4 protein-coding genes and 2 pseudogenes are annotated in these 5,853 nt (G+C 43.2%); 4 read left to right on the top strand and 2 right to left on the bottom strand.

The window, feature by feature from the left end; translation table 11 throughout:
- Together BXY_RS19950 and BXY_RS19945 are read right to left on the bottom strand one after the other, a co-directional pair.
- A pseudogene (locus BXY_RS19950) lies at positions 1-220 on the bottom strand (esterase family protein); the annotation flags it as partial.
- Between the two features lie 26 nt (positions 221-246).
- A complete protein-coding gene (locus tag BXY_RS19945; protein ID WP_004316013.1) occupies positions 247-681 on the bottom strand; it encodes a putative signal transducing protein in 435 nt (144 codons plus the stop codon).
- A gap of 181 nt (positions 682-862) precedes the next feature.
- Here BXY_RS19945 and BXY_RS19940 point away from each other — a divergent pair, with 181 nt between their 5' ends.
- From BXY_RS19940 to BXY_RS19925, 4 genes and pseudogenes are all read left to right on the top strand, one after another.
- Positions 863-3,241 carry a TonB-dependent receptor gene (locus tag BXY_RS19940; RefSeq protein WP_015532790.1) on the top strand — a complete coding sequence of 793 codons (2,379 nt, stop codon included), beginning with the start codon at positions 863-865 and terminating at the stop codon, positions 3,239-3,241.
- 33 nt (positions 3,242-3,274) lie between these two features.
- Entirely contained in the window at positions 3,275-4,060 is a 786-nt protein-coding gene (locus BXY_RS19935) for a M48 family metallopeptidase (RefSeq protein ID WP_008021674.1), read from the top strand.
- Positions 4,061-4,311: 251 nt separating this feature from the next.
- Positions 4,312-5,604: a hemolysin family protein gene (locus BXY_RS19930; protein WP_004296963.1), complete on the top strand. Its 1,293-nt coding sequence runs from the start codon at positions 4,312-4,314 to the stop codon at positions 5,602-5,604.
- A gap of 57 nt (positions 5,605-5,661) precedes the next feature.
- Positions 5,662-5,853, top strand: a pseudogene (locus BXY_RS19925) (copper resistance protein NlpE); the annotation flags it as partial.

The raw sequence follows: 5,853 nt of genomic DNA, 5'->3' as shown, positions 1-5,853 counted from the left end.
CAATCCATGTTTTAGCATTTCCACCGTAACCGTGCAGTAAATAAATGGTGGGACAAGCCACCGCTTTCTTTCCTGATGCAGCATCCGGCGTAACAACGACCACTTGCACTTCCTTATTCATGGAAGGACTTTTAATTAACAAGGTATCTACTTTGGCAGCAAAAGAGGGAGCTACCCAAATTAAAAGAAGAGCAATTAATAGATTTTTTTTCTTTTCCATTGTGTGTTATAAATAGTTAGATATAATTATTCCTCTGGTTCTGCAGCAGGATTAAATTTAGCAACCGGCATTTCAAAGTTTTTATGACACTGTTTACAGGTATAGTTCCAGTGGTTGTCTCCCGGAGGAATGACCATTAATGCAGAAATGATAGCAGCCCCCATAGCACGCCAACGCTTTTCTTTTCTCAAAACCAACTGGATGTCCGATGAACCGCAGTACGGACAAAGCGTTAACTCTTCCGGCCAACTATCGTTATCCTTCAACACTTGGACAGCATTCTCGTAGTCTTCGTCTGCCACCAATATATCCACCCCTGCTATACTACTTACGCAACTTTTATACAAAGTAGAGAAATTCTCATTGTGCAGAATAGACTCGATGCCTTCATTCTCCAATGCTCCCTGAAGGATATGTGCCTTCATCGCATCATTACAAGTTATCAATTTTACAGTCTTCATAAGGAATCTGTTTTAATATGTCCCACAAAAATAAGATATAAAAATGAAATGTGAAACAAAACCCGACTAACTTTATCAGCAGGTAAAACGAACCAAATCAGAAGTGATTCTTTTTTTATTCACGGAAGGTATCATTATTTAATACTTTTTTCGTACTTTCGCACCGACAATTGGCAATCACATGAAAAAACTATTGACACTGCTACTATTTTCTAACATCCTGTTTTCCCTGTTACAGGCACAACCTGTACATCAAATAAAGGGAACGGTGATTGAGAAAAACAGCCGTCAGCCATTAGAATTCATTAACGTAATGGTTCTTGGGCTGAATAAAGGTGGTGTCACCAATGCGGAAGGTCATTTCACCATCGAACAAGTGCCTCCCGGCATCTACCGTCTGCAAGCGACAGCCATCGGCTACAAGAGTGTCACTACTCCCGAATATATCTTATCTACCAAAGATCTGAACATTTCGATAGAAATGGAAGAGAACCTGACCGAACTCGCAGGAGTAACCGTCACCGCTTCTCCTTTCCGGCGCGACTTGGAAAGTCCGGTCAGCCTGCGCATCATCGGATTGCAGGAAATAGAAAAGAGTCCGGGAGCCAATCGAGACATTTCGCGTATTGTTCAGTCTTATCCGGGAGTTGCCTTCTCTCCTATCGGCTACCGCAATGACTTGATTGTACGCGGTGGTTCTCCTTCTGAAAACCGTTTCTATCTGGACGGAGTGGAAATACCCAATATCAATCACTTCAGCACGCAAGGAGCATCCGGCGGTCCGGTGGGAATCCTTAATGCCGACCTGATACGTGAAGTAAATTTCTATACCGGTGCTTTTCCCACTGATAGAGGGAACGCACTTAGCTCCGTGCTTGATTTCAAATTGCGCGACGGAGACATGGAGCATAACTCACTAAAAGCTACCCTTGGAGCATCCGAAGTCTCTTTGGCCTCCAATGGGCATATTGGAAAAAAGACCTCGTATCTAGTATCCGTGCGTCAATCTTATCTGCAATTCCTGTTTGATATGCTCGACCTGCCTTTCCTGCCGACTTTCACCGATGCGCAATTCAAATTGAAAACCCGGTTCAACGAACAGAACGAATTGACGGTATTGGGGCTTGGAGGAATCGACAATATGCGATTGAACACGAAAGCAGATAGCGAGGACAATGAATATATCCTTAGTTACCTGCCAAAAATCAAGCAGGAAACGTTTACCTTAGGTGCTGTATATCGTCACTATGCAGGGCCGCATGTGCAATCGGTGGTAGTCAGTCACAGTTATCTGAACAACCGCAATACCAAATACCGGCAGAATGATGAAAGCATTCCGGAGAATCTGATGCTCCGCTTCCGTTCTACCGAACAGGAAACGAAGTTCCGCTTCGAAAACAATTCTTCTTTCCGCAACTGGAAAGTCAATCTCGGAGTGAATCTGGATTATAGTCAATATACCAATACCACCTTTCAAAAGGCATATACCAATCAGGCACAAACGTTTGATTACCATACCTATTTGGGAATGATGCGTTGGGGACTTTTCGGCACTATCAGCTACTCTTCGATGGACGAACGTTTCACAGCTTCCTTGGGATTGAGAGCTGATGCCAACAATTATTCGTCGGCCATGAAGTCACTCTCCGACCAGCTTTCTCCCCGCATATCGCTTTCCTACCAACTTGCCGAGCACTGGTTCGTAAGCGGAAATGCAGGACTTTATTATCAGTTGCCTCCTTACACGGCACTCGGTTTTAAAGATAATAACGGAATGTATGTCAACAAATACAATCTGCGCTATATGAAAGTCAGCCAAGAAAGTCTGGGCATTAGTTGGCGCAAAGGAGATACGTTCGAAGTCTCCGTCGAAGGATTCTATAAAGACTATGACAAAATTCCGCTCTCCGTTGTAGACGGGATTCCTCTTACCTGCAAAGGAAATGACTATGGAGTGATTGGCAATGAGTTGCTGACTTCTACCGCTCAAGGACGTTCGTATGGCGCGGAGATTCTGGTAAAATGGCTGATCGCCAAGAAACTGAATCTGGCTTCCTCTTTCACCATCTTTAAAAGTGAATACCGCAACGACAAAAAGAGCGAATACATCGCATCCGCATGGGACAACCGATATATTTTCAATTTACGGGGAACTTACAATCTGCCCCACCAATGGAGTGTCGGCATGAAAGTCAGTTGCATCGGCGGTGCTCCTTATACCCCATACGATGAAGAAAAATCATCTTTGGTATCCGCCTGGAATGCACAAGGCAAAGCATATTACGACTATTCGAAATATAATAAGGAACGTCTTCCGGCCTTTGCACAGGTAGACCTCCGCATTGACAAGACATTTTATCTGAAACATTGCATGCTGGGATTCTATCTTGATTTGCAGAATATCACGGCCAGCAAACTGAAACAGCAGGATGTGCTGATGAGCACCGGCATCATCGAGAATCCGGAAGCTCCTGCCGACAGCCAACACTATAAAATGAAACGCCTCAAACAATCGAGCGGGACTTTGCTCCCCACATTAGGAATAACATTTGAGTATTAATTTATGCATAGAACATTAAACTAGAAAAAGAGTATGAAAAGAGAAATCGCTATGATTGCCTTCGTATTATTAGGCATGGGAATGACAGCTTCTGCACAATTCGGCAAGAAGATTAATTTAGGAAAAGCTTTGCAAGCAGGTAAAGATGTAGTATCAGCCGTTACGTTATCTGATGCGGACATTGCTAATATGAGTAAGGAATATATGGCATGGATGGATGCTCATAATCCATTGACAAAACCTGATACTGAATATGGCAAACGTCTGGAGAAACTGACGGGACATATCAAAGAAGTGGACGGACTGAAACTTAACTTTGGCGTATATGAAGTAATAGACGTAAACGCCTTTGCCTGCGGTGACGGTAGTGTACGTATCTGCGCCGGTCTGATGGATGTTATGACGGATGAAGAAGTAATGGCAGTGGTAGGTCATGAAATCGGTCATGTGGTTCACACAGATTCCAAAGACGCTATGAAAAATGCCTACCTACGTTCAGCTGTGAAGAACGCGGCAGGTGCAGCCAACGACAAAGTAGCCAAACTGACAGACTCCGAACTGGGAGCCATGGCAGAAGCTCTTGCCGGTGCACAATTCTCACAAAAGCAAGAAAATGAAGCCGATGATTATGGTGTTGAATTCTGTGTAAAAAACGGCATCGACCCTTATGCAATGGCAAATGCCTTGAGTAAATTGGCAGAACTTGCAAAAGATGCTCCTAAAGCATCCTATGCACAAAGAATGTTCTCTTCACATCCGGACACTCAAAAGCGCATTGAACGTACAAAAGCCAAAGCAGACAGCTACGCTAAGAAGTAAAGAGTTTATCTAATATATAAGGAAGAGTTCAAAACTTCCTGTTGATTTTTATTAAGGCACGGATTACACGGATTAACACAGGTCTTATTTAATTGAAACTGTGAAATCTGCGTAATCCGTGCCTCAATTATATTATTATGATTACACAAAAAAGACAACACGATTATTAAATTTTCATTAATATATTACACATATTTGCATAGTGTCCCGATTTCTTGTAATTTCGACCCTATAACCATTTAAATCCATTTATGGAATTTCTTATCATACTTTTCTTACTTATACTGAATGGCATTTTTGCCATGTATGAAATTGCGTTGGTATCATCCAGCAAAGCACGTCTTGAAACACTTGTCGCAAAAGGCAACAAATCAGCCCGAGGAGTTTTAAAACAATTGGAAGAACCGGAAAAGTTCTTGTCTACCATTCAGATTGGTATCACGCTGATCGGTATCGTATCCGGTGCGTATGGTGGTGTGGCTATTGCCGACGACCTCGTACCTTTCTTTTCTCTCATTCCGGGCGCAGAAGCATACGCACGCAACCTGGCAATGATTACTACCGTAGCAATCATCACCTATCTTTCTCTGATTATCGGAGAGCTGGTTCCTAAATCCATTGCTCTTAGTAATCCGGAACGGTACGCCACTTTGTTCAGCCCGGTCATGATTCTGCTGACGAAGGTTTCTTATCCTTTTGTGTGGTTGCTAAGCGTCTCTACCCGGTTACTGAACAAACTTATCGGTCTGAAAAGCGAAGAACGCCCCATGACACAGGAAGAAATCAAAATGATCCTGCACCAAAGTTCGGAGCAGGGTGTGATTGACAAAGAGGAAACGGAAATGATACGCGACGTATTCCGTTTCTCTGATAAACGCGCCAACGAACTGATGACACATCGCAGAGATCTTATTATCCTTCATCCCGATGATACACAGGAAAAGGTGATGAAGATTATCGAAGAAGAACATTACAGCAAATATCTATTGGTAGACGAACGGAAAGATGAGATTATCGGTGTGGTTTCCGTAAAGGATATTATCCTGATGGTAGGCAACAAAAAGGTGTTTAACCTGCGCGAAATTGCCCGTCCTCCCCTCTTTATTCCGGAAAGTTTGTATGCAAATAAAGTTTTAGAGCTATTTAAGAAGAACAAAAACAAGTTCGGAGTTGTTGTTAACGAGTATGGCAGCACAGAAGGCATTATCACACTGCACGACCTGACCGAAAGTATCTTTGGAGACATCCTTGAAGAGGATGAAATGGAAGAAGAAGAAATCGTCACAAGGCAGGATGGTTCAATGCTGGTGGAAGCTTCAATGAATATCGACGACTTCATGGAGGAAATGGGTATCCTATCCTACGAAGATCTGGAATCGGAAGACTTCACCACTCTGGGTGGATTGGCCATGTTCCTGATTGGTCGCATCCCGAAAGCAGGAGACATCTTCACCTACAAGAATCTGCAATTCGAAGTGGTGGACATGGACCGCGGACGAGTAGACAAACTGCTTGTCATCAAACGGGACGATGAACAGGAATAGGATAGCAAAAAACGAGCAATAGCTCACTATATTTATATTAACTTAAAGCACTTAACGATGAAAAAAGTAATTATGTTAGCAGCAGTCGTAGCTGCTTTGGCATCATGCCAATCAAAAGCAAACAAAGCCGCAGAGGCACAAGCAGACAGTCTAGCTCTTGCGATGACTCCGATTACCGAATTGACTGAAGTTTATGAAGGTACTCTTCCTGCTGCCGACGGTCCGGGTATTACTATGTACTGACCCTGA

Source organism: Bacteroides xylanisolvens XB1A (assembly GCF_000210075.1).
Lineage (GTDB): Bacteria > Bacteroidota > Bacteroidia > Bacteroidales > Bacteroidaceae > Bacteroides > Bacteroides xylanisolvens.
The sequence above is the reverse complement of the archived record's forward strand: the minus strand, read 5'-3'. Positions and strand labels throughout refer to the sequence as shown.